This window comes from Rubricoccus marinus (assembly GCF_002257665.1).
Lineage (GTDB): Bacteria > Bacteroidota > Rhodothermia > Rhodothermales > Rubricoccaceae > Rubricoccus > Rubricoccus marinus.
Genome location: NZ_MQWB01000001.1, coordinates 2,604,118 through 2,628,185, shown reverse-complemented (window position 1 = coordinate 2,628,185; position 24,068 = coordinate 2,604,118). Strand labels below are relative to the sequence as shown.

16 protein-coding genes and 1 other RNA gene are annotated in these 24,068 nt (G+C 68.5%); 10 read left to right on the top strand and 7 right to left on the bottom strand.

Features of this window, described 5'->3' with window-relative positions:
- Window positions 1-140: 140 nt before the first annotated feature.
- A complete protein-coding gene (locus BSZ36_RS11170) occupies window positions 141-2,672 on the bottom strand; it encodes an Ig-like domain-containing protein (protein ID WP_094548938.1) in 2,532 nt (843 codons plus the stop codon).
- A 4-nt stretch (window positions 2,673-2,676) separates the two neighbouring features.
- Entirely contained in the window at window positions 2,677-3,603 is a 927-nt protein-coding gene (locus BSZ36_RS11165; protein WP_094548936.1) for a PD40 domain-containing protein, read from the bottom strand.
- A 223-nt stretch (window positions 3,604-3,826) separates the two neighbouring features.
- Here BSZ36_RS11165 and BSZ36_RS11160 point away from each other — a divergent pair, with 223 nt between their 5' ends.
- The 7 genes from BSZ36_RS11160 (at window position 3,827) to bshB1 (ending at window position 14,434) form a co-directional block, all read left to right on the top strand.
- Window positions 3,827-6,406, top strand: coding sequence for a serine/threonine-protein kinase (locus BSZ36_RS11160; protein WP_094548934.1), 2,580 nt, complete (start codon window positions 3,827-3,829; stop codon window positions 6,404-6,406).
- A 502-nt stretch (window positions 6,407-6,908) separates the two neighbouring features.
- Window positions 6,909-9,641 carry a leucine--tRNA ligase gene (gene leuS / locus BSZ36_RS11150; RefSeq protein WP_094548930.1) on the top strand — a complete coding sequence of 911 codons (2,733 nt, stop codon included), beginning with the start codon at window positions 6,909-6,911 and terminating at the stop codon, window positions 9,639-9,641.
- On the top strand, window positions 9,638-10,072 hold the full coding sequence (locus tag BSZ36_RS11145) for a hypothetical protein (RefSeq protein WP_094548928.1): 435 nt from the start codon (window positions 9,638-9,640) through the stop codon (window positions 10,070-10,072). The genes leuS and BSZ36_RS11145 overlap by 4 nt, the downstream gene beginning before the upstream one ends.
- On the top strand, window positions 10,072-10,758 hold the full coding sequence (locus BSZ36_RS11140) for an HD domain-containing protein (RefSeq protein WP_218827647.1): 687 nt from the start codon (window positions 10,072-10,074) through the stop codon (window positions 10,756-10,758). Before BSZ36_RS11145 ends, BSZ36_RS11140 begins: the two co-directional genes overlap by 1 nt.
- A gap of 323 nt (window positions 10,759-11,081) precedes the next feature.
- Window positions 11,082-12,386: a cation:proton antiporter gene (locus BSZ36_RS11135; RefSeq protein ID WP_094548926.1), complete on the top strand. Its 1,305-nt coding sequence runs from the start codon at window positions 11,082-11,084 to the stop codon at window positions 12,384-12,386.
- A gap of 148 nt (window positions 12,387-12,534) precedes the next feature.
- Window positions 12,535-13,557 carry a DEAD/DEAH box helicase family protein gene (locus BSZ36_RS11130; RefSeq protein WP_094548924.1) on the top strand — a complete coding sequence of 341 codons (1,023 nt, stop codon included), beginning with the start codon at window positions 12,535-12,537 and terminating at the stop codon, window positions 13,555-13,557.
- An 82-nt stretch (window positions 13,558-13,639) separates the two neighbouring features.
- On the top strand, window positions 13,640-14,434 hold the full coding sequence (bshB1, locus tag BSZ36_RS11125; RefSeq protein WP_094548922.1) for a bacillithiol biosynthesis deacetylase BshB1: 795 nt from the start codon (window positions 13,640-13,642) through the stop codon (window positions 14,432-14,434).
- Between the two features lie 17 nt (window positions 14,435-14,451).
- Here the strand turns inward: bshB1 and BSZ36_RS11120 are convergent, their stop codons facing one another.
- The 3 genes from BSZ36_RS11120 to rsgA all read right to left on the bottom strand — a co-directional run bounded on the left by BSZ36_RS11120 (window position 14,452) and on the right by rsgA (window position 17,184).
- On the bottom strand, window positions 14,452-15,732 hold the full coding sequence (locus BSZ36_RS11120) for an outer membrane protein (protein ID WP_094548920.1): 1,281 nt from the start codon (window positions 15,730-15,732) through the stop codon (window positions 14,452-14,454).
- Window positions 15,733-15,846: 114 nt separating this feature from the next.
- Window positions 15,847-15,944, bottom strand: an RNA gene (ffs, locus tag BSZ36_RS11115) — signal recognition particle sRNA small type.
- 169 nt (window positions 15,945-16,113) lie between these two features.
- Window positions 16,114-17,184 (bottom strand): ribosome small subunit-dependent GTPase A, encoded by a 1,071-nt coding sequence (gene rsgA / locus BSZ36_RS11110; protein ID WP_094548918.1) that lies wholly within the window; start codon window positions 17,182-17,184, stop codon window positions 16,114-16,116.
- A gap of 75 nt (window positions 17,185-17,259) precedes the next feature.
- On the opposite strand from rsgA, the gene BSZ36_RS19435 reads away from it, so the two are divergent.
- Together BSZ36_RS19435 and BSZ36_RS11100 are read left to right on the top strand one after the other, a co-directional pair.
- The gene (locus BSZ36_RS19435) at window positions 17,260-17,652 is read left to right on the top strand and encodes a hypothetical protein (RefSeq protein WP_094548916.1); all 393 of its coding nucleotides are present in this window, start codon (window positions 17,260-17,262) and stop codon (window positions 17,650-17,652) included.
- Window positions 17,649-17,909, top strand: a complete 261-nt coding sequence (locus tag BSZ36_RS11100) for a hypothetical protein (protein ID WP_094548914.1) — start codon at window positions 17,649-17,651, stop codon at window positions 17,907-17,909. Before BSZ36_RS19435 ends, BSZ36_RS11100 begins: the two co-directional genes overlap by 4 nt.
- 72 nt (window positions 17,910-17,981) lie before the next feature.
- On the opposite strand, the gene BSZ36_RS11095 is transcribed toward BSZ36_RS11100, so the two are convergent.
- Entirely contained in the window at window positions 17,982-18,893 is a 912-nt protein-coding gene (locus tag BSZ36_RS11095) for an alkaline phosphatase family protein (RefSeq protein WP_179271147.1), read from the bottom strand.
- Window positions 18,890-19,741 (bottom strand): DNA-processing protein DprA, encoded by an 852-nt coding sequence (locus tag BSZ36_RS11090; protein ID WP_094548910.1) that lies wholly within the window; start codon window positions 19,739-19,741, stop codon window positions 18,890-18,892. Before BSZ36_RS11090 ends, BSZ36_RS11095 begins: the two co-directional genes overlap by 4 nt.
- A gap of 177 nt (window positions 19,742-19,918) precedes the next feature.
- Here BSZ36_RS11090 and BSZ36_RS11085 point away from each other — a divergent pair, with 177 nt between their 5' ends.
- The gene (locus BSZ36_RS11085) at window positions 19,919-23,962 is read left to right on the top strand and encodes an ATP-binding protein (RefSeq protein ID WP_094548908.1); all 4,044 of its coding nucleotides are present in this window, start codon (window positions 19,919-19,921) and stop codon (window positions 23,960-23,962) included.
- Window positions 23,963-24,068 lie beyond the last annotated feature (106 nt).

Here is a 24,068-nt window from a genome sequence, read left to right as displayed (position 1 = left end):
TGCTCTTCTTGTCTTGGAACATGCGGGATGGGGCAAGGCGCCCGCCCGAGTGCCCCGTCACGATGCAATACGCCCCCGCCGAACCACTCGGCGGGGGCGTGGCAGTCGCTAAAGGTCTCTCGCGACCACTGGTCTCGGCGTTACCGGACGACCGTGAGGCGCGCGGTCTCGGTCTGGCCCGCAGCCTGGATGCGGACGAAGTACACGCCCGACGCGACAGTGCTCGCGTCCCATTCCATCTGGTGCTCGCCGGCGCCCCACGTCTCGCCAGAGGCGAGCGTCGCGACTTCAGCGCCGGTCGCGCTGTAGACGACCGCCGTTACGGGCGCAGGGGTGCCGAGCGTGAACCCAACGGTGGCGCGGGTGCGGACCGGGTTGGGGTACGGGTCCCCGAGGGCGAGAACGGCGGCCTCGGGCGCTTCCTCGCCCGCTACGGACGTGAAGGAGACGATTTGGAGATCGTCCACCCAGATCTGGCCGTACGGCGCGCTCGCCGCCGAGGCGTCGTAGGAGAGTTGGATAGAATCGAAGTAGGCGTTCCCGTCAACGGTGCCATCAGGGCTGATCCAGCTTCCCGTCCCGTCGGCGGTGATGTCCCACGTGATGTCACGCCAGCCGATCCAATCAATGGCGCGCCAAGGGCTTACCTCGATGCTGCCCTGATCGCGAACGGCGAAGCGAAACAGCGTGCCGCTGCCGTCTCCGAAAACGGCGGCGCGAAGTGTAGACGATGCCGTGAACGTGTCGGCCTGTGGGGGCGAGACGTTCCGGTACTGGCGGACCAGCCAAGATGGATCGTTGAGGTTCCAGCCGTAGTCGATCCGGAACGAGGAATCGCCTCCGTAGAGACCGCTGGCGAGCTCGTCGGTAGCGACGGAGGAGGTCGAGTCGGTCACAATGCCCGTTGTGGAGCCGCTTTGCTGGGGCTCCCACCAATCGTCGGCCACGTCACCTTCAAAGTTGTCCATGACCGTGGCGAGAGCTGTTTGGGCGCCTGTCGTGAAGGTGAGGCGCTGCAGGTTGGTCTGCTCGTTGAGGAACAGATCGCGCAGGCCGGGGGCTACTTCGAGGCGGTAAGCGGTGCCCGCCGCCAGCGGCGCGTCAGGGAAAAAGCTGATCGCGCTCCTCTCGCCAAGGCGCTTGTACTGCACCGACCCGGAGACGGCTGCGCCGCCAGAGGCCGGCACCAAGCTTACGCGGCCGTCAACGGTCGCAGCCTCGATGGGCTCGGAGTAGGTGAGCGTCAGCAGGGGAAGCCGCTCTACATCGGTGGAGTTGTTGGCAGGGTATACAGCCACGATGCGCGGAGGCGTCGCGTCGGGGAAGCCCGACGTGAAGGTGACGGCAAAGGCGTCTCCGCCGGTCCCGTCGCCGTTTCCGTCCAGAGCGTCGCCAGCAGTGCCTTCGGCGGTGCCCGCGATGGTGAGCGCGAACAACGTCTCCGCCATCAGATCGTCCGTGGGGTCAAACACCATGCGGGTGTCATTGTCCGACCAGCGGAACGCGCCGGCGACCTCGTCGCCGCCAGAGGCGGGCGCGAGCGAGAACGCGGCCTCGGTCGCCGCGCGGTCCATCGGGCGCGAGAAGGCGATCTCGATGTTGTCTGTGATGCGGAAGGCCGGATCGTCGGCCTCTGGAGTGGACGCCTCCACGACAGGCGGGACGTTGGAGGTCAGCTCGGCGTCGAAAAACGAGAACTCGCCTTCCAGCATCGCGATCTGGCCTGTAGCCGTGCGGTAGCCGGGTGCGGTGATGGTCACGGCGTGCGTACCGGCGGGCATGTCCGGCAGGTAGTAGAAGCCGTTGTGCAGCAGGTCCGGATCGGAGCTGTACTGGTTGAAGAGGCTTTCGTACGTGTCGGTGGTGTAGCTCCGGCCCGCGATCTCGACCGTCGCGCCGTTGACCGGGATGCCGCTCTCGCCGTCGGTGATGATGCCCGTCGCGATGCGGTCGGGCGTGCGGGTGAGGCCGTTGTATTCCAGGATGGCCCAGAACATGGACTGCGCCTCCAGCACCTTCCAGTCCGCGTTCATGTTGCGCGGGTTCTGAGTCGTGCTGGTGTGGAAACCGGCTTCACTCAGCGTGGAGGGCATCAAGGAGTTGCGCTGCACGAAGTTGCGAGAGCCCTTGACGCCGTTGCCGCAGGAGCCTGCGCCGTAGAAGTCGCACTCGCCGAAGCCGCCGTTGGTGCCCCGCGTACCGATGCGCATGGCCTCGGCGAAGTTGGGGCCCATGGTCTCCGCCATCTGGCGTCCGCCGGCGTACGGCGCGTTGGGCTCGTTGCCGTTGGGGAGCTGCGCCCAGAGCACGAAGAGGTAGTTCGTGGTGGGGCCGGCGGCGTTGGAGTGGATGGAGTGGAAGTAGTCCGCGCCAGAGGCGTTCGCGGTCGTCGTGCGCTGCGAAAGCGAGACGGACTCCTGGTCCGTGGTGCGGGACATGAACACGCCGCCGATGTCGGTGCGCGTCTCCAGCATGTCCTTGAGCGCGAGGCCGACGCGGAGCGTCTTGCGCGCCTCGGAGTAGCCGGCAAAGCCGACGTTCTCGTTCTGGCTGTGCCCGGGGTCAAGGAAGATGGAGAAGTCCGAGAGGCCCGTGACCTCCTGGGCCTCTGGCGCCAGAGGCGCGAGGGTAAGCAGCGCGAGGCCGAGCGCGAAGAATGAAAGGCGGGGCATCGAGCTACTCAAAGAGGGGGAGGAGGTAAACAGTCTGGCCGTCGTCGAAGGCGAGGCGCGTGCCGTCGGGCGACCAGGAGGGGTTCATTTCGAGGCCGCTGGCGTCAGTCAACTGCATGAGCGCGGAGCCGTCGGCGCGTGCGGCGTAGAGGTCTGCGGCGAGCATCTGGTGCCCGTCGTCCTCCGTCCGCATGAAAGCGACCCACTGGCCGTCCGGGCTCCACGTGGGCTCGTAGCCGACGCCGAGATCGGTGAGGCCGGAGCCGTCCGCGTTCACGACGTACAGGTTGCCGCCCATGGCCTCAAAGGCGAGCCGCTGGCGGTCGGGGGAGGGCGTCAGGTTGAGCAGGCGCGCGCCACCGAGTGGCGCCAGAGGCGCGTCCGTTGCCGCGCTGGCGGCGACGGTCCCGGACTCCGCGAGCAGGAACGCCGAGCCGCTGGCGGCGGCAAAGCCCGCCTCCACAGCGCGGCCGGTTTCGAAGCGCTCCACGGCGCCGGACGCCTCCAGCAGGAGCGCCTGCGAGCCGTCGGCGGACCAGCGCGGCAGCGTGGGCATCGTCGCGCGCCAGTCGCTGAGCAGTGTCGTCTCGCCAGAGGCGAGGTCGATCATCGCGACGGCGTGGTCGCGGCGCGGGCCGTCCTGCCGGTCCGCCCTGAGGAGGATGGCTGTCCCGTCGGGGCTCCACTCGGCGGCGTAGGCCGATCCCTCGCGTACCTGGCGGCTCTCGCCTTCCGGCGTCACGAGCCAGAGTCCGTCGTGGTTGGGCCGTGTGGCGAGCAGCGCGTCGCCGGCGGGGGACCAGCGAGCGTGCGCAAGAGGCGCATCGGCGGAGCCCGCCAGGGGCACGGCCGGGCCGCTGGCGCGGAGGCTCTGAGCCTCTGGCGAGAGAAAGGGCGCCGCGGTGAGGGCGGCGAGGAGAAGCAAACGCATGTGCAGTCTGGAAGCGGTACCGACCCAAACTAGGGTGGGCGGATGGGGCCATGGGGGGCGAATGCATGTGCGCGGTGCGAGGCGGCGCGTGCGTGACGCGGAGCCATTCAGGCGGCGAGGCGCCCCTGGCGCCAGAGGCCGTCGGCACGCGTATAAATGTGAGGCCCCTATCCGTTGGGTAAGCCGCTACGTTTTATACTGATGAAGTCCGCCCTCCAACCCTGTGGAGTCCCCCGCGCTTCCTGACGTGATCGACCGGTACCGCGTGCTCGGCACGCTGGGACGGGGCGGGATGGGGGTGGTGTACCGGGCCCGGGACGAGCGCCTGGACCGCGAGGTCGCGCTGAAGATGTTGCCCGACGAGGACCGCGCCAGCGAGGAGTCCCGTCAGAGGCTCCTCGTCGAAGCCCGCGCGGCCGCGCGGATCGACCACCCCAACGTCTGCGCCATCTATGAGGTGGGGGAGACCGACGACGGCCGCGCCTTTGTCGCCATGGGCTGTTACGACGGCGAGACGCTCCGCGACCGGCTGCGCCGCGGGCCTCTGGCGCCAGAGGACGTTGCCGAGCTCGGCCGGCAGATCGCGGGCGGTTTGGCCGCGGCGCACGCCAGAGGCATCGTCCACCGCGACCTCAAGCCGTCCAACATCTTCCTGTGCGAGAGTGACCGGCTGACGGCCAAGATCCTCGACTTTGGGATCGCGAAGGTGGAGGGCACGGACCTTACCAAGTCCGGCGTCACATCGGGGACGTTGTTCTATGCGGCCCCGGAGCAGATGCACGGGCGCGCGGAGTCGCGCTCGGATCTGTGGTCGCTCGGCGTCGTGCTCTACGAAGCGCTTACCGGCCGCCGCCCGTTCGAGGGCAGCTATGAGGCTGCCACGCTCTACGCCATTTTGCACGAGGCACCTGCGCCGCTCCCCGTAGGGACGCCCGAGCCTCTGGCGTCGGTCGTGATGCGGCTATTGGAGAAGGCGCCGGAGGAACGATTCGCGTCCGCACGGGAAGTGGAGAAGGTGCTGACAGACTCGCCGGTCACGCCAGAGGCCCGGCGCCGGGCCGCTCGGCCTCGGTGGGTGGGCGGCGCGGTCGGCACGGCGCTCGCGCTGATCATCCTTCTCGGGTGGTCGTTCTGGCCCGCGTCCTCAGCCAATGCACTCCCCGATGAGATCCACCTCGCGATGCTCGGGTTCACGCCGGCGGCCTCTGGCGACGACGAGCAGGCGTTCGCCGTCGGTTTTGAGGAGGCGCTATCCAGCGGGATCACCCAGCTTTTGGTTGATAGCCGCGATTGGGTCGTGCCCCCCCGCGAGGTGCGCGCGCAGGAGGTTGAGAGCGCATCCGAGGCCCGTGATGAACTCGGCGCCAACCTCGCCCTTTCGGGGACTGTTCTGCAAAAGGGAGGGCGCGTGTATCTGACGCTCAACCTCCTCGACACGCGGACGAGCCGCCAGATCCAGTCCGTTCTTATCCAGATGGCGGCATCGGCGGTGGGGGAGCTGCAGACGAGGGCGCTGCAAGCTATTAGCGAGATGCTGGGGCTCGAAGGCGAGGCCTCCACCTCAGCCCACCTCGCCAGAGGTTCCTCCAATCCCGATGCACTGAAGCACTATATGGACGGACTCGGGTATCTCGAACAGAACGCGGATAACGACGACCTCGGCCGCGCAGTGTCCCTTTTCGAGAGCGCGATCCAGCAGGACCCTACGTTCTCGCTCGCCTACGCCCGCCTAGGAGAAGCCAGCCTCCAACAGTACGAGGTCACGCGCGATTCCTCTTGGATCGGCAGGGCCGAGACCGCCGGTCGCCGCGCCGTCGCCCTCGACCCCGGCGAGCCTCTGGCGTACGTCGCGCTATCGCGCTTCTACCGCGCCACCGGGCGCTACCCCCGCGCCACGCAAGCGGCCAGCCGAGCAGTGGACCTTTATCCAACGAGCTTCGACGCGCTGCTCGCCCTCGCGAGAGCCAAGCAGGCCTCCGCCGACATTAAGGGCGCAGAAGAGGCCTTTCGGAAGGCCATTCGGGTTCGCTCCAATCTCTGGACGGGCTACGCTGAACTGGGCTACTTCCTCTTTGGGATGGGGCGTTACCAAGAGGCGATCGAACAGTTTGGAGAGGTCATGCGATTAGTTCCTGCTAACTCGCAAGGCTATGCCGCTCAGGGAGGCGTGTATCACCAACTGGCTCGGCAGGCAGCGGCTTCTGGCGACGAGGCCCTCTCGGATGAGATGTACGCAAAAGCTGGGGAGAGGTACGAAGAGGGACTAGCGCGGCGAAAAACGTCGGGCGCGTACTCCAACTTTGCCTCGTTCCTGTTGGAACAGGGGCGAGTCGCCGAGGCCATTCAAGCATACCGACAGGCTCTCGACATTAACAGCGCAGATCACAGGCTGTGGGCGAACCTCGCTTCAGCCTTGGATGAGGCGCCAGGGAAAGAACGTGAGCGCACTGGCGCGATTCGCAAGGCTGCTTCAGCTGCCGAGGCAAGCCTCCGAGTCAACCCCCAGGACGCGCAGGTTCTCGCCTCTCTCGCGGTCTACCGGGAAGAGCTTGGCCAAAAGGACGCGGCACGCGCTGCTGCTATCAAAGCCGCTGACCTAGCTCCGGCCGACCTCCGAACACAGTACAACCTTTTCTCCGTCTTCGAGAAGACCGGCGACCGAGACCGCGCCCTAGAGCACCTCGCTCGCGCGTTTGAGGGGGGCTACTCCCTCTCGGACATTGATGACACCGCGGACTTCTCAAGCCTGCGAAGCGACCCGCGTTTCGCAAAACTACGCGCGAGATCCCAAGACTCGCGCTAACTCATCGCGGGCAACCCGCACAGATATGCCAAGCAGAACTGTTGGAGTCATTACCAAAAAAAAAGGAGTCTATGTTGTATTGTCTAAGTCGCGAGGCGATGCGCCGGGCAATGCCATTGAGGACTATATGGAGGCAAGCGCGTATTGCGTACTCGTATGGGAAGTGCGGGGCATAAATGATGACATAGAGATTGAGCTGCCCTGGGTGTCCGAGGGGACGATGTTTGCGAAGGAGGTTGCGCTTCAAGGGAAGCGCATCTTCGTCGCTGCTACTCCCGGCTCCATTAATCCTGGCTCGAGGCCTTACCCATACCAGGTGCGGATAGGTAGCGGGGCGAGCATCGCCGCAATCTCCCCGCCGCCGGTGATCATCATGCCTCCCTGAGCGCCCCCGCTCCGTAGGCAGCACGTCCGCCATCTGGTAGCACCCCTCGCCCGAGGCCTCTGGCGGTAGCTTGCGCGTTTTGCACACGCACCCCGCCGCCACGCGCGCGGCGCCCCGATGGCAGGCTACCCCCACGACGACATCGAACCCCGCTGGCAGGCCTACTGGGCCGAGCACGACACGTTTAAAACCCTCGGCCCCGGCGACGAGGGCTTCGACGCCAGCAAAGAGCCGTACTACGTGCTCGACATGTTTCCGTACCCCTCCGGGTCTGGTCTCCACGTCGGCCACCCGGAGGGCTACACGGCCACGGACATCCTCGCGCGGTACAAGCGCGCCAGAGGCTTCAACGTGCTCCACCCGATGGGCTGGGACGCCTTCGGCCTGCCCGCCGAGCAGTACGCCATCGAGACGGGCACGCACCCGCGCGAGACGACCGAGAAGAACATCAACACGTTCCGGACGCAGCTCCAGAGCCTCGGCTTCTCCTACGACTGGTCGCGCGAGGTCAACACGACCGACCCCGGTTACGTCCGCTGGACGCAGTGGATCTTCCTCAAGCTCTACGAGAAGGGCCTCGCCTACCAAGCTGAGGTGCCCGTCAACTGGTGCCCGGCGCTCGGGACCGTTCTCGCGAACGAGGAGATCATCGACGGCAAGAGTGAGCGCGGCGGGCACCCCGTGGTACAGCTGCCCATGCGGCAGTGGATGCTCAAGATCACCGAGTACGCCGACCGGCTCCTGGCCGGCCTGGACGACGTGGAGTGGCCCGTTTCCACCAAGGAGATGCAGCGCAACTGGATCGGCAAGAGCATCGGCGTCGAGGTGGACTTCCGCGTCTTCGGCCACCCCGAGAAGGTCGTCCGTGTGTTCACGACGCGGCCAGACACGCTCTTCGGTGCGACCTACATGGTCCTCGCCCCCGAGCATCCGCTCGTGAAGCAGATCACGACGCCAGAGGCCTCTGGCGAGGTCGAGGCGTACGTGACGAAGGCGTCGCACAAGACCGACCGCGACCGGATGGAGCAGAAGACTAAGACGGGCGTCTTCACCGGCGCGCATGCGGTCAACCCGGTCAACGGCGAGAAAGTCCCGGTATGGGTCGCGGACTACGTGCTCAACACCTACGGGACGGGCGCCATCATGGCCGTCCCGGCGCACGACGAGCGCGACTTCGAGTTTGCTCAGGCCTATGGCTTGCCCATCCGCGAGGTCGTCGCGGGCGGCGAGAAGGACGACGACGGCAGGCTCAAAGAGGCCTACACCGGCGAGGGCCCGCACGTCAACTCCGACGCCAGCGGCCACGCCGTGAGCGACATCGCGACCTCTGGCGCCAACCTCGACGGCATGGGCCTGGAGGAGTCCAAGACTGCCATCCTCGCGTGGCTGGAGGACAACGGCGTGGGCCGCGCGCAGACCAACTACAAGCTCCGCGACTGGCTCTTCAGCCGCCAGCGCTACTGGGGCGAGCCCTTCCCGGTCGTCCACATCGACGGCGCGCCGCAGCCTCTGGCGCCAGAGGCCCTGCCCGTCACGCTCCCCGAGGTCCCGGACTACAAGCCGACCGGCAGCCCCGACGGGCCTCTGGCGCAGGCGACGGACTGGATCTCGCTCACGGTCGACGGCAAGGAGGCCAAGCGCGAGACGAACACGATGCCGCAGTGGGCGGGCTCGTGCTGGTACTACCTGCGCTTTCTCGACCCGCACAACGACGAGCAACTCGTAGACCCCGAAAAGGAGAAGTACTGGCTGCCAGTCGATCTCTACGTCGGCGGCAGCGAGCACGCGGTTCTGCACCTGCTCTACGCGCGCTTCTGGCACATGGTGCTCTTCGACGCGGGCGTCGTGTCCACGCCCGAGCCGTTTGTCAAGCTGGTCCACCAGGGCATGATCCTGGGGGAGATGGAGCACACCGCCTACCGCCGCCTGGGCGACGACGGCGAGGTCTTCGGCTGGGTCTCGGCCCAGCACGCCGTCGAGGTGGAGGGCGAGGACGACTCCGACGTCAAGTTCCAAGACGAGCGAGACGGCTCCTCGCTCGTGGCGGTTCGCGTGGGGGACGACGCGGTCACCAAAAAGGGCGACGGGTTCGTGCTCGTCGAGTCGCCAGAGGTCCGCGTGCTCAGCCGCTCCTACAAGATGTCCAAGAGCCGCGGCAACGTGGTCAACCCGGACGACGTGGTGAGCGAGTACGGCGCAGACAGCCTGCGCCTGTACGAGATGTTTATGGGCCCGCTGGAGGCGACCAAGCCCTGGAGCACGCGCTCCGTCGAGGGCGTCCACCGCTTCCTCTCGCGCGCCTGGCGCCTCATCACCGGCGAGACCGGCCACGAGGGCGAAGCCTCTGGCGGCCTCTCCGATTCCATCACGCAAGAGGCCGCGAGCAAGGATCAGCTCCGCACGCTCCACGCGACGATCGCGAAAGTGACCGAGGACATCGAGGCGATGCGCTTCAACACGGCCATCGCGGCTATGATGGAGTTCGTCAACGCAGCCTACAAGTGGGACACGGTCCCGCAAGAGGTCGCCGAACGCTTTGTTCAGCTTCTGGCGCCGTTCGCGCCGCACATCGCGGAAGAGTTGTGGGCGCGCCTCGGCCACGAGGAGAGCCTGAGCTACGCGCCGTGGCCGGAGCACGACCCCGAGCTTCTAAAGGAGGACGAGATCGAGATCGCCGTGCAGGTCAACGGCAAGCTGCGCGGCACGGTCACCGTCGCCGCCGATGCGGACAAGGCCGCGGTCCTCGAAGCCGCCTACGCCGAGCCCAACGTGCAGCGCCATACGGAAGGCAAAACCATCCGCAAAGAGATCGTCGTCCCCGGCCGTCTCGTCAACCTCGTCGCCACATGATCGGCTTCTCACGATCCGCGCTCCTTCTCGGCGCAGCGGTGTTCGTCCTCGCAGGCTGCCGCACCGAGTCCACCGACGCCACGTCGCCAGAGGCGCAGGCCTCTGGCGAGGCGGACACGACTGAGGTGGCCAGCACCTTCGAGATCAGCGCCCCCGAGCGCGTGCAGGGCGCGAGCCAGCGCACACGCGAAGTCAACCTCGTGAGTCAGACCGATGACGAGACGGCGTGCTACCTCGTGGTGGAGAACGCGGGCACGATGGAGATGCTCATGGCCGAAAAGGACCTGTGCGGCATCACCTACGAGTTCGAGGGCGAGCGCGTCAAGATCACGCAAGAGGACGCCACAGTCCGCGCCGTCTCGTGCGCCGGCGATCCGGACTGCCCGGACACGGAGACCGTCCCGCTGGTGGTCCAGGTGGAGCGCCGCTAGTGTCTCGCCTCGCTCTTGAGCCTCTGGCGGCGGCCTGCGCGGCGCACCTCGCCGCGACGATGGACGGCGACGCGGCGCACGACCTCGCGCACGTCCGCCGCGTCGTGGCATCGGCAGTGCGCCTGGCGCGAGAGGAGGGGGCGGATCTTGATGTCGTGTTGCCCGCCGCGTGGCTGCACGACGGCGTGACCGTTCCCAAAGACTCGCCCGACCGCGCGCGCGCCAGCGGCCTCGCGGCCCGCGCGGCCGTCGCCTGGCTTCAAGCGCGTGGTTTTCCCGACGCCAAGCTGGACGCCGTTGCGCACGCCATCGAAGCGCACAGCTTCTCGGCCGGCATCGCGCCGCGCACGCCAGAGGCCCGCGTGGTGCAGGACGCCGACCGGCTGGACGCGCTCGGCGCCATCGGCATCGCACGGTGCTACGCCACGGCGGGCGCGATGGGCAGCGCCCTCGTCCACCCGGACGACCCGGTGCCCGCTGTAGACGACGACTTCCAGCCTCTGGCGCGCGCGCTGGACGACCGGCGCTACGCGACGGATCACTTTTTCGCCAAGCTGTTCCGCCTCCCCGCTACGATGCAGACCGAGGCCGGACGCCGCGAGGCCAAGCGCCGCGTGGCGTTCATGCAGGGCTTCCTTGCGCAACTCCAGAGCGAAACCGCGCCGCCAGAGGCCTCTGGCGAGTAAGACCGACGCGCAGAGACTCTCATCTCGAGAGGCACGTTCGGTTGCACTTAAGGACGGGCTGCGGTGCGGCAAGCCCGCGACTCCGCGGCCAGCGGCATGAGATCGCCGCGCTTCGCTCGCGATGACATCGGTTTGGGGTACGGCGTCGAAGGCGGTGGGAACTGCACGAGGTCTCTGGCGCCAGAGGCGAGCGCGGGACAGCTTTCCCCAGAACCCAGAACCCAGAACCCAGAACCCAGAACCCAGAACCCAGAACCCAGCCGCGCCAGAGGCCTGGACCCGCCCCGTCTCTGGCGCGTCCGAAGCGGCCTCTCTCCCGACCCATGCCGTTCTCTCTCTGGTTCATCATCGCAGGCGCGCTGCTGACGCTGATGGCCCTGATGGGCACCACGCTCAAGCGACTCCCGCTCTCCACCGCGCAAGTGTACCTGCTGGTGGGGATCGGCATCGGCCCGCTCGGCATCGGGCTTCTCGTGTTCGACCCGATCGAGCACGCGAGGATCTTGGAGATCCTGAGCGAGATCGCGGTCATCCTGTCGCTGTTCGCCGCCGGACTCAAGCTCCGAACGCCGCTCTCGGACGGCCGCTGGCGTCTCCCACTCCGCCTCGCGACGATCTCAATGACTGTGACGGTGGGGCTCGTCGCGGTCGCGGGGAAGTACCTACTGGGCCTGCCGTGGGGCGCGGCGGTGTTGCTCGGCGCCGTTCTCGCGCCGACCGATCCTGTCCTGGCCTCGGATGTGCAGATCCGCCAGCCCGATGACCGCGACCGGCTCCGCTTCTCTCTTACCGGCGAGGCGGGCTTCAACGACGGCGCCGCATTCCCGTTCGTTATGCTCGGCCTCGGGATGCTGGGCTTGCGCGATCTGGGCGAGTGGGGCTGGAAGTGGTGGGCCGTTGATGTGTTCTGGGCCATTCTCGGCGGCATCGCCATCGGCTGGCTGTTGGGCCGCGGCGTAGGGCGGCTGGTCGTGTACCTCCGCCAGAAGCACAAAGAGGCCGTCGGCGCCGACGACTTCCTGGCGCTCGGGCTCGTGGCGCTGAGCTACGGGATCGCGCTTTACGCTCACAGCTACGCGTTCTTGGCGGTCTTCGCAGCTGGTCTCGCGCTGCGCTACGAGGAGCGGCGGCACACGGGCGACAAGCCCTCGGAGGAGGTCGAGGAGATGGCACGCCAGGCCGAGAACGAAGAGGTCGCGCTGGACGAGAACGTGGCGCCCGCGTGGATGGCGACGGCCGTCTTGGGCTTTGCCGAGCAGGCCGAGCGGATGGGCGCCGTCGTGCTCGTCGTGCTTGTGGGCGCGCTCATGACGTACGCCAGCCTTACGTGGGAGACCCTCGCGTTCGTGGCCGTGCTGTTCCTGGGCATCCGGCCTCTGGCGGTGAGCATCGGCCTTTTAGGATCGCGCACGACAGGGATTCAGCGCGGCCTCATGGCGTGGTTCGGGATCCGCGGCATCGGCTCCATCTACTACCTCATGTACGCCGAGGTGCACGGCGTGTACGACCTCTTTTCTGGGGCCATCCTCGGCGTTGTGCTGACCACCATCGCGGCGAGCGTAGTGGTCCACGGGCTTTCGGTCACGCCCATCATGGAGTGGTACGGGCGGCGGAAAGAGTCGGGGTAGGCGCCTGCGCCTCTGGCGTCGGAGCAGCCCGCTACGGTTGCGGAGATCCTCTGGCGCCAGAGGCCGACGTGATCGGGGAAAGCCATGTGACAAAAGGGTGGCACTGGGTGTGTCTACGCTGTGTGTATCGGTCCAACCCCTTCCCGACATGAGCACGCCCCGCATCCATCCCCTCAGCCGCCGCCCGCGCCAGAGGCGCCTCGTCGTCGCCGTCCGTGGCGCCGCCGGAACGGGCAAAAGCTGGTTCGCCGCGAGCATGGCTGAGGCCGGCCTCGGCCGCCTGTGCTACTTCGACACCGAGCGCAAGGCGCGCCTCCTGCCGGGCTCGGACGGCTCGGTTTTCGACGCGCTTGAGATTGAGCACCCGGACGAACTGCCGCAGTTCGTGGACTGGGCGCTCGGCGAGGGCCGCGAGGAGCAGGGGTACGGCTGCTACGCGCTGGACTCGTGGGCGATGTACTTCGGCCGGAAGCATCGCGCGACGGTGGAGGCCGTCCGCGCGCGAACGGGCGACCCGACGGCGCAGCCATCCGCCGAAGAGCTTCAGAACGACCAGATCGTGTTTCAGGAAGTCCTCCGCCGCCTGTGCGTGGACTCCGGTGCGTGCGTCGTCATCACGGACCAGATCGGCGCCAGAGGCAAGGCGGACCGTGAGGAGAACGAGATGGGCCGCGTCCTGCCCATGACCTCCAGCGGCCTGGAATACTTCGTCGACGTGATGCTGGAGCTCTCGCTCCGCCAGGACGGCTTCGAGACGCGCCGCGTCGCGACGGTTGTCAAGAGCAACGCCAGTGAGTTTCCGGTCGGCATGGAGGTAGAAGCCCCGGCCTTTGGCGACCTCCTCGCGCGGATGGGCGCCGGCCCGGTCCCCGCCGAGGCGCCGACCGTCCACGAACTCCCCGCGCCCGCGCCTCTGGCGCCAGCCCCGAGCACGCTGGAAGACCTGATGCGCGAGGCGACGGCCTTCGGGCTGGACCGACACCAGCTCCTGCTTTCGGCGCGGCACTACTGCGGCGTGCAGGCGCTCCAAGAGCTGGACGCGCCGCAGATCGACGAGTTGCTCGGCAAGATGCGCGAGCGGTTCGCCGGCGACGGCGCGGCCTCTGGCGACAGCGCCGCCACGGCGGAGCCGGAAGTGAAGGTGGCCAAGCCCCGCAAGAAAGCGGCGTAACGCGAGGGCCGCAGCGTGGCGCCAGAGGCCCGGAGCCTCTGGCGCTCGGCTCGCGTAGAGGCGCGGTACCCACCCCGCTCCCGTGACCCAGCCTCTCGACGTCCTCGCCCTCGCCGCCCACCCCGACGATGTCGAACTCTGCGCCGGCGGCACCATGTGCCTGCTCCACGACCAGGGCTACACGACCGGCGTGGTCGACTTTACGCGCGGTGAACTCGGCAGCCGCGGCACGCCCGAGACGCGCGCGCAAGAGGCCGAGGTCGCCTCTGGCGTGCTGGGCCTGAGTGCCCGCCACAACTTGGCGCTCCCCGATGGCGACATCCCCAACACGGCCGAGGCGCGCGAGGCGCTGATTCAGCGCATTCGGCTGCACCGCCCGAGCATTGTGCTCATCAACGCGCCAGAGGACAGGCACCCGGATCACCCGGCGGCTTCGCGCCTCGCAACGGACGCGCTGTTCTACTCCGGGCTCGTCAGAATCGAGACCGAGTGGGAGGGGGAGGCGCAGGAGCCGTGGCGCCCTCCGCACGTGCTCCACTACATGCAGTCCATCCCGTTCGAGCCCACGTTCGTGATCGACGTAAGCAGCGTGTGGGAGCGGCGCATGGAGGCGTTGCTGTCCTACCGTACGCAGTTCTACACAGGCGGCGATGCGGCCGAATCGGACGCGTCAGAGGCCTCTGGCGAGACGTCCGGTGAGAGCGAGCCGGAGACGTTCATCTCCAATCCCGCCTTTCTCCAATGGGTGGAGGCGCGCGCACGGACGTACGGCTACCGCGTCGGCGCGACGTACGGCGAGCCGTTTCTGTACCGCCACGGGCCGGTCGGCGTGACGGACTTGGTCGCGATGCTGTCCCGCGAGCCGCGCTTCCGGTAGGCCTCTGGCGCCAGAGGCTAGAACGAGCGCGAGCGGATCATGCCGGCGAGGCTGAGCCCGAGGGTCACGGACGTGATCGGGCCGTCGAGGACGGTTTCGAAGCCGCGGTCGAAGCGGGGCATGATGCGACTGACGCGCAGGCGCACGGCGGTGCCGCCGTACCGCCTCCGGCGGTCCCCGAGATACTCCAGCCCAACGCCATAGCCCCATCCGAGGCGCGTGCCGGGAGAGTACGAGGAGAGCGGATCGTCATCGGTTTTCTGGGCCGAGACACCGCGCAGCAAGAGGCCACCCGCGACGTAGGGCAGCACGTCCAGTCCGCCGACGGCGAGACGCGGGCCTGCCTCCACCGAAAGGAGTCCGACCGAGAGCCTGTCCGTCTCGACCAGCTCGGTCCCGTCGGTCCCGACGCGCGTCTCGGCTACGTTGAGGTCGCCGCCGTGGATGCCGAACGCTGCGTGCCCCCATTTGTAGCGGAGGCCCAGGCTGATCTCGCCCGCGATCGATGTGTTTGTGGCGTCGGCCAGATTCCCGGAGCCCCAGCCCGGGCCGAACCCGAACGTGAGCGCAACCGAGCCCTTCACGTCATAGCGGACGCGGACCTCTTCGCGCACGAACCGCGCGTAGGGCGTGTTCGGGTACCGCTCCAGGAACGCGTCTGCGCGCTCGTTGAGCGCCTTCTGCGCGTCTGAGAAGCTGACATCGATATAGCCGCCGCCCCACGCGGGCTGTACGAGCAGCTTGGCGACCGCGAGCCGGGCGAGCGCCAGTTCCTCCTCGCTCGCGCCTCTGGCGGCGAGGCGCTGGGGCACCTCGCTGGAATCGCGGATCAGCGTGTTGGCGGTGGAGAACCGCAGGCCGTAGCGAGGGCCGGGAAGGAGAGTCAGGCGAGGGGTCCCGACCGTGTAGAACACGTCCGTGCGCGGGTACCACGTCGACGTAGGCGTGGACCACCAGTCGCCGTCGGCCGCGAGCCAGCGGACGGCCCAGAGATCTCCCGCCAGGAGCCCGAGGGCGAAACGGTCCGCGATGGACGGCCAGATCACGGAATCGCGCGGCGTGCCCTGCGTCTCTACCAGGTACGTCTCCGCGAGAACGGCCACGCTATCTGCCCGCCCGAACTGCCCGGCCACGATGGCGCGGTCCCACGCTTCGTCGAGCTGGCGGAAGTAGAGCTCTCCGGGGAAGGTCGTGGCGCGGATGTCCGCTTCCAGATCCGAGAAGCCGAGCGAGTCCTCTGGCGTTTGCGCCGCCAGAGGCAGCGAGAGGAGGGCGAGAGCGAGGAGGGCGAAGCGCATGGGGCCTCTGGCGAGATGGGCGGGGAGGCTACGTCCAAACCGGACGCCTTCCAAAGGCCGCGCCAGTGACTCGCGCCGTCACACCCACCGTGCCGCACAGATACAAAAAAAGTGAGGGCACGCGATCCGCATCGCGCCGCATCGACTCCCTACCGTTGCTGCCGTCAGGCCCTGGCGGAGTTCAGGAGGAGCTGGCCGTGCGGGACGTGCCCTCACTTCGCCGACGAGCCCTGCGCATGTGCGTCAGGACGACCGGCTGCGACAAAGGTACGGCAACGCCAGAGGGGTGAATCGCGAAGGGCGTGGGAATCGTGTGAGGACGCACGCGGCGCGGCCTCTGGCGCCAGAGGCGTGGGGCGGTTCGATTCCAGTCTCCAGTCCCTAATCCTCCGGCTCGTCCCACTCCTCGTCCGGGCGGGAGTCGCGGCGGCGCCAGTCCGCCTCCTGGTCGGAGCGGGCATCGGCGCGGACGGACTCCAGCATCTGGAGGTAGGAGCCGTAGCGCTCCGGCGTGATGTGCTCAGCGTCCACGGCGTCCTGAATGGCGCAGCCCGGTTCGTGATCGTGCGTGCAGTTGGGGTAGCGGCAATCATCTAAGAACGGCCGGAATTCCACGAAGTAGCCGCCGAGCTCCTCTGGCGTCATGCCCCAGATGCCGAACTCGCGGATGCCGGGCGTGTCCGCCACCCATCCGCCGGCGACTTGGAAAAGGGTCGCGAACGTTGTCGTGTGGCGGCCTTTGTTCGTCTTCTCGCTGACCTCGCCCACGACGAGGTCGAGCTCGGGATCGACGGCGTTGAGGAGGCTGGACTTGCCGGCGCCGGAGGGGCCGGAGACCACGCTGACCTTGCCTTCGAGCGCGTCGCGGAAGGCGTCCACACCCTCGCCGGTTTCGGCGCTGGTAAACAGCACGGGGTAGCCCAGGCTCTCGTACAGCTCGGCCCAGAACTCCAAGGCCTCTTGCGCGCGCGGCTCGCCTTCCAGGAGGTCGGCTTTGTTGAGCACGAGGCCCGCCGGGATGTGGCTGGCCTCGGCGGCCACCATAAAGCGGTCCACGAAGCCGGGGTTGAGCTTGGGCTGGAACGTGGCCTGCACGCACCACGCGCGGTCCAGGTTGGTCACGATGACGTGCTCGCTCCGGGCGCGGTGGCCGGCGGCGCGGCGGCTGAGCTGGTTCTCGCGCGGCGCGATCTCCTGCACCATCCCCGTCTCGTCCTCCAGCAGGAGGATCCGCACGCGGTCGCCGACCGCCAGAGGGTTCGTCTCGTCGATGGTTTCGGCCTCCAGCCGAAACTTGCCGCGGATGCGCGCCTGAACGTCCTCACCATCGTCGGTGCGGACGGTGTACCAGCTGCCGGTGGAGCGGGTGACGAGGCCCCAGGCCTCTTTCGGAGCCTCTGGCGCGTCGCCAGAGGCGGGGAGGGGAGCGTCGGGAGAAGACGGGTCGGACACGGGCACGAGTGAAACACGAGGGGCAAGGCTCCGTCAGAACGCCCAGACCCTCCCGAGGCTCCGGCCTCCACCGCAATGCCGACCACTCCCGACCCGAAAAGCCGCGCCCGCGACGCATTCGCCGATCTCGACACCCCAGAAAAGACCGCCTTCGTGATCGAGGCGACGTTTTCGACCATCGCCTCCGCGCTCCGCGAGACGGGGGAGCGGCTCGGCGAGATCATCACCGAGTTCGATCCCGACGCGTTCTTCCGCGACGGTACGGCCGCCCCCGCGCCAGAGGCGCCGACCGAAGCCCGTCGCCCTCGCGCCAAGACGGCACCTGCGCCCAAAACCGAGACGGCGAAAAAGGCCGCGGCCAAGAAAGCCGCTGCGAGTAAGCCGGCGGCGAGCAAGACCGCGCCGAAGTCCAAACCTGCCTCCAAAACGGCCGGGCGCACTCGCAAAAAGAAGGACGGCGACGCGTGAGTGACCCGGAGAACTCCTGGCTCGAACGGTTCGAGCGCGCTGGGCCTCTGGCGCGCCTCGGGCTGCTCAGTGGCGGCGCGGTGCGCCTAGCCGCCCGCGCCATCGACCGCGGCCTGGAGCGCGCGGCCGAGATCGCAGCCGAGGCGGAGGACGCGTTCAAGAAAGAACTCGACCCCAACATCAAGGACGCCACGATCCTAGAGGAAACGACCTCCGCCAAGGCGGACGCACCCGCCGACCGCAAGCGGCCCCGCTAGCATCTCAAGCCTATAGCGCCAGAGGTGCACAGAACCGCTCAACGGGGACCGCCGCCAGAGGCCTCTGGCGAGCTACGCCGTAAGCGCCTCTACAAGCGCCGGCGCTACGTCGAGCAGCGAAGCCGCCTCCGCGAAACGCTCCGCGCCGGGACCGACCGCGATGAGCGGGACCGGGTTCGTGGTGTGGCTCTTCGTCGTCGGCCGCTCGATGTTGCCGTGGTCGCTGGAGACCACGAGGAGGTCGTGCTCCGTGTCCATCGCGGCGTGGATGGCGCCGAGAAAGGCGTCCACCATGGGCAGGACGATCTCGGGCGTGAGTCCGTCGCGGCCGTGACCCGCCGTGTCGGTATGCGGAAAGTCGTAGAGCGTGAACCGGTGCCTTTTGGCGAGCGCGACCAAGCGCTGCCCGGCCGCCTCGGGCGAGACCGTGACGTGGTCCGGGTCGATGTGGCGCTGCCACGCGTGGCCGGTAAAGTCTGCCGGGAGCGCCTCGCCGATCGCGAGGTCCGCCGCCGTTCGCAGCCGGACGCCAGAGGCCCGCGCCGCGCGCGACGACGTGTTCCAGCGGTTGCGCGCCTCCATGAGCTTGAAGTACCGCTCCGGGTAGCCGTTCGCCAGCGCCATCGCCTCTGGCGCGATGCCGCGCCGCTTGAGCCGCTCAAAGACGCTGTTTTCCGCCAGAGGCTCGTGCGTCGTGCTCGGCGGGTACGGACCGAAGTGGCGCCCGTGCAGCTTCGGCCCGTCGATGCCCGCGAACAGAGCGACCTGCCCCGTCCCGCTCTGTGGCAGGCCCTCCATGCCCAGCGTGGCGTCGAGCGAGGTGAACACGTGCCGCTTCTGGCGGACCGGCGTGGCCTCGGCCGTCCACGCCTGGCCGCCCGCGAGGTCTCGGAAGGCGGGAAGCGGCAGGGTGTAAAGTGGGTTGTGCGGACTCGCCGGCCCCAAGCCCACGCCGTCCAGAAACACGAACAGGCAACGGGTCATCGCGCGGCCTGAATAACGGCGTCCATGTCGGCGCCCAGAACCGGCACGCCTTCCGGTCCCGAAGCGAGCGCGAACGCGGCGCGCCCTGCGCCAGAGGCCCATTCCAGCGCCCGCGCCTCTGGCGACCCCGCCTCTGGCGCCGCGCCGACGGCGACCTGCGCGAGTGCCGCTTGCATCAGCGCTGCCTCGCGTTCGTCGTGCTCGAACGGCCCGTGGCTCATCGGGAACGGGGAGACTAGCACGCCGCCCGCCCGGACGACCGCCGTCGCGCCCGGCCGCAGGCTCGGCGTCAGCCGCGCGAGGCCCATCGGCGCGACGGCGACGACCCGCCCGCCGGCGCCCATCGCGGGTTTCTGCACCGCGAGGTCGAACCCATCCTTCGCGCCCGTCACGATCCCGCCAGAGGCGAACTGCGTCGCCAGGCGCGTGGCCGCCTCGAAGGCCGCTGGCGCGAGACCGACGCGGCCGAGTAGCGCGAGCGCAGGCGCCTCCATCGCGTCCACGTGCCCGTACGCCCAGATCGCGACCGGCCGGTCCGCGGGCGGCAGCGCGTCTAGGCCGGTGGGCCACGCCGCGTCGCCAGAGGCCAGGACGGCCACGCGCTTGGGCGCGAGCGCCGAGACCTGCGCGGCGGCGGCGACCATCGCTTCGTCGAGTTCGTCTCCGAACAGGCGCTCCACGATGGAATCGGCGCGGGGCGCGCTTTTGAGGCGCAGCAGCACCTGTTCGCGCGGGGTTGCGCGGAGGGCCTCTGGTGAGGCGAAGTGCTCCAGGACGCGGTGCGCGGTGACGCGGCCCACGCCGTCGAGGCGGAGCAGGGCGAGGGCAAACGGGGCTGCGGAGACCATGGCGCACGTTACCACCGCGCAGGCGGCGGAGACGGCCCCAGCGTGCGTTACGAAATCCCCCGTTCGGTTTCGGTTCGGCCAGCGCCGCCATGCGCCCAGAGAGCCTCGTGCGCGTTTCGGCGGCGCCAGGAGCGAGGCACACGGTTTGTGCGGGCCGCAAGCCTACTTCCCACCACGATGGAAGACTCCCCCCGACTCATCGTGCTCTCCGCCTCGCCAGCGGGCGAGGACTTCCTCCGTTCCCAATCCCTCGTCGAGGCACCCATCGTGGTGCCGTCGGCCGCCATCCTTGCGGCCACGCTGCGCGACGAGCCGCACGATGGCGTGGTGGTGATGGACCCGGACGAGGCCGGTGCCGCCTGGGACGCTGTGCGCGCCTTCGCGCCCGAAACCCCGACCGCCGTCGTCTCCGACATGCCCATTCCGGGCGTCCCAACCGTCCTGCCCGACGGGCTCCACGGCTGGATCACCGCGCTGCGCCCACCCGTGAAGTGGGACGCCGTTCGCAACACGGATTCGCTCGAAGCCTTCGCGCACCACCTGCCTATTGGCGTGTACCGGAGCACGCCGGACGGCCGCATCCTCTACGCCAACCCCGCCCTCGCGCAAACGCTCGGCGTAGAGTCCGTGGAAGCGCTGGCCTCGCTCGACGTCCGGAAAGACCTCGGCTACCCGCGCGAGCTGTTCGTCGAGGAGATCCTGCGCACCGGCAGCGTTCGCAACCACGTCGTGTGGTGGCGGGACCCCGCTGGCCGCGAGGTCTACACCCGCGAAAACGGCCGCGCCACGTACGACGCCTCTGGCGAGGTGATGTACTACGAGGGCACGATGGAAGACGTCACCACCGAGCATCTCGCGCACCGCCGCGAGCGGAGCAGGGCGCGCCAGATGGAGGCCCTCGTGCGCTTCGCCGAGTCCGCCGACCTCGCGATGGACCGCGAGGCGCTGCTCAACGCCGCCGTAGAGGCCGGTGTGGACGCTACCGGCTCCGACTGGGGCCTGCTCATCCTCCACGACGGCGAGATCAACCAGGTGGAGGCGTGGTCCTCTGAGTTCCCGCCAGAGGCCATCGGCGAGATCGCGGCCACGGGCGCCTTTGCCTACGTCCCGCTGGAGACGGAGACCTTCCTGCTCCGCGACGTGCAGGGCAGCTCGCTCCAGATCCCGGGCGTGGTCCGGGAGGCAATGAGCCGGTACGGCTTCCGCAGCTTCGGAAGCTTCCCGCTCGTCCGCGACGGCAAAGCGGTTGGGGCGTTTATCGCCGGCTTCAACACCCCGCACACGTTCGATGACGACGAGCGTCAGATGGTCGCCGCGCTCACGTGGCACCTCGCCGGAGCGCTCGCCCGGGAGCGCGCCGAGCGGGACCTCCGGGACTCGGAGGAGACGCTGCAGTTCATCGCCGAGGCCACCAACCACGTCCTGTACCGCCTTCGCCACACGCCAGAGGCCAACACGTTCGACTACATCAGCCCGGCCATCGAGACGCTGACGGGGTTCTCCCTGGAAGCTCTCAAAGCGGAGGGGGGGCTTCCCGCGCTCGTGGGCGAGGACATCTTCGTGCAGCCTCTGGCGCCCGGCGAGAGCCACATCAACGAGGTGTACCAGATGCGCACGGCCGGGCAGGAAGTCCGCTGGGTCGAGAACAGCGCGTTTCCCTGGGTGGACGAGAAAGGGGAGACCATCGGCGTGGTGGGCGTCCTCCACGACGTGACGGATCGCGTGCAGCGCGAGGAACTCGCGGCCGCCCGGGCCAAGGCGGCGTTGGCGTCCCAGACCGCGCTCGCGTCCCTTGCGCGGTTTAACGCGCCGTCGCTGGACGCCTTCTCAGAGGTCGCGGCCCAGAGCGCCCTTCAGACGCTGGACGCCGACCGCGTCGCCGTCTGCATCTTCGACGGCGTCGAGGTGACCGCCCGCGCCACGGCGACGCGCGCGCCAGAGGCCACCGTGCTGTTCCGGCCGATCCCGCTCGGCGAACTCGACGGTTTGCTGGAGACCATCGGCGAGCACCGCACGCTCGCAATCGCGGATACCTCGCAGGACCCCCGCGCCGAGGCGCTCCCCCTAGGAGAGCGGTTCGAGGGGAGCGGGTTCCACAGCGTTCTCGCCGCGGCCATCTGGCGTTCGGGAAAGCCCGTGGGCTTTGTCCTGATGAACCGGAAGGACAGCTACACCTGGACAACTGAGGAGCAGGACTTCGCCGCTGGCGTCGCGGACGCGATCGCGCTTGCGGTTGAGCGCGCCGAGCGCGCTCGCGCGGAGTCCGCGCTGATGGAGAGCGAGGAGCGCCACCGCGCGCTTGCCGAGATGTCGAGCGACTACGCGTTCGTGCTGTGCAAGTGGGAGGGGATGGATCCCATCGTGACGTGGATCGGCGGCGCGATTGAGGACGTGACGGGGTACCCCATCAGTGCGTTTCAGGACGCTTCCGGGATGCGGAAGCTTCTGTACGAAGAGTCCCTTGCGGCCGCATACGCGGCGTTCGAAGGCCTCGAAGAAGGCTGCGAAGCCACGGCCGAGCTCCGCCTCAGGACCCGTAGCGGGGAGGACCGGTGGGTCTCGCACCGCGTCAGAGCGGGCGAGATGCTGAAAAGCGAGGGGCGCTTGATGTACCACTCCGGCCAGGATATCACGCTCCGCAAGCAGTCCGAGGCGGCGCTGATCCACGCGCGCGAGCAGGCCGAGGCCGCGCAAGCCGCAGCCGAGGAGATGGGCATGCTGAAAAGCTCGTTCCTTGCCAACATGAGCCACGAGATCCGCACGCCGCTGACGGGCATCCTCGGGTTCTCGGACCTCCTCGCCGAAGAACTGGAGGGCGAGCAGCGCGAGTACGCCGAGTTCATCGAGCGGAGCGGCCGCCGCCTTCTGGACACGCTCAACTCCGTGCTGGACCTCTCGCGCCTCCAGGCCGACCACGTCCAGCCCGAGCTTCGCCCGGTCGACCTCGCCGAGGAGGCCCGCGAGGCCGTGCAACTGCTCACGCCTCTGGCGACCGAGCGCGGCCTCTCGCTCCGCTTCAGCGCCAGAGGCCCCGTCCACGCGATGCTGGACCGCACGTGCATCAACCGGACGCTCACCAACCTGATCGGCAACGCGCTCAAGTTCACCGACCAGGGTGGCGTTGATGTCGTGGTGGAGGCCTCTGGCGACGATGCCCGCCTCATCGTCCGCGACACGGGCATCGGCATCGCCCCAGATTTCCTGCCGCACCTCTTCGACGAGTTCCGGCAGGCCTCCCAGGGGGAGGCGCGCTCGCACGAGGGCTCTGGCCTCGGCCTCGCGATCACGCACCGCCTCGTGGACCTCATGAACGGCGACATCGCTGTTGAAAGCGAGCTCGACGTCGGGACCACCTTTACGCTCAGGTTCGAGGCTGTCCGCCAGCCGCCGCCTGAGTTGACAGAAGCGAGACGCCCTCCCGAGTGGACCACCGGCATCCAGGCGCCAGAAGCGTTGAACACGCCGCCTCGGGCGCCCGCTACTCCGCCAGAGGCCTCTGGCGAGACCCCCGAGGGATCCGGCGGGGACGGGCAGGGCACGCCTTCCGGCGACCCGGTTCTGATCGTCCGGCCCGCGGAGGACCGCGCCACCCCTGAGCCGCCGCGGCCGCCCGTCTCGCCTGTGCAAACGTGGCTGGCCTCGCTCGACATCCACCCCTTTGGCGACGCCACGCCGGAGACCCCCCATAAAAACGTATCGGCAGGGCTTGAGAACCCCCCGCGCCCTGCCGATACCGCTCCTGAATCCTATCCAGAGGCCCCGCCTGCCTCCCACGATCCCATGATCGACGCTGCCCGCCCCGCGACCATCCCGCCGACCTCCCCCGAAGACGCTGCCGCAGACGACGCGCGGCCGTGCGTGCTCGTGGTGGAGGACAATGCGGACACACGGATGCTCCTCGACCGCATCCTGCGCAAGACGTACCGCGTGATCGCGGTCGGCGGCGCGCGAGAGGCCCTGGGCGCGATGAACGTGCAGCGCTTCGACGCGCTCGTGCTCGACATCAACCTCGGAGGCAAGGAGACCGGCGCCGACGTGCTCCGCATCGCCCGCGCCATGCCGGACCACGAGGAGGTGTACGCCATCGCGCTGACCGCTTACGCCCTCCCGGGCGACCGTGAGCGCCTGCTCTCGGCCGGCTTCGACGAGTACATCTCGAAGCCGTTTACGCGCCACGCGCTGCTGGAGTCCCTGACGGCGGGCGTGCAGGCCAGCCTCTAACCGCTCTCGAGCGCCCACGGCGGCGCTTCAGACGGCTGCCCTGGGGGAATCCCCAGACCTCTGGCGTGAACCCCAAGGGCGCTCCCGGCTGGGAACGCCCCGCTAC